Source organism: Bacillus sp. SIMBA_074, assembly GCF_046534555.1.
Taxonomy (GTDB): Bacteria; Bacillota; Bacilli; order Bacillales; family Bacillaceae_G; genus Bacillus_A; species Bacillus_A mycoides.
Genome location: NZ_JAWRYM010001338.1, coordinates 1 through 231, shown reverse-complemented (window position 1 = coordinate 231; position 231 = coordinate 1). Strand labels below are relative to the sequence as shown.

Below are 231 nucleotides of genomic sequence, written 5' to 3'. Positions count from 1 at the left end.
CTGAAGTGCCGCACGTCGGCTGGCGGAGCGGCGGCGGTAGTAGCCTATGAGGAGGTACGAGAGGATGCCCGTCACCTCCCAGAACTTGACCAGCATGACCGGGTCGTCCGTCAGCACGAGGCCGTACATCGCGCCGGCGAACCCGAGAAGGACGCCCGCGAACTGGCCGACGCCGGCCGAGTCCTCGTAGAAGTACCACCGGCAGTAGAGGAGCACGAGGGCGCCGACGCC

At 68.0% G+C, this 231-nt stretch carries 1 pseudogene; it reads right to left on the bottom strand.

Going from position 1 to position 231, the window contains the following annotated elements:
* Window positions 1-231: pseudogene (locus tag SB773_RS35050) on the bottom strand (NAD(P)H-quinone oxidoreductase subunit 5); the annotation flags it as partial.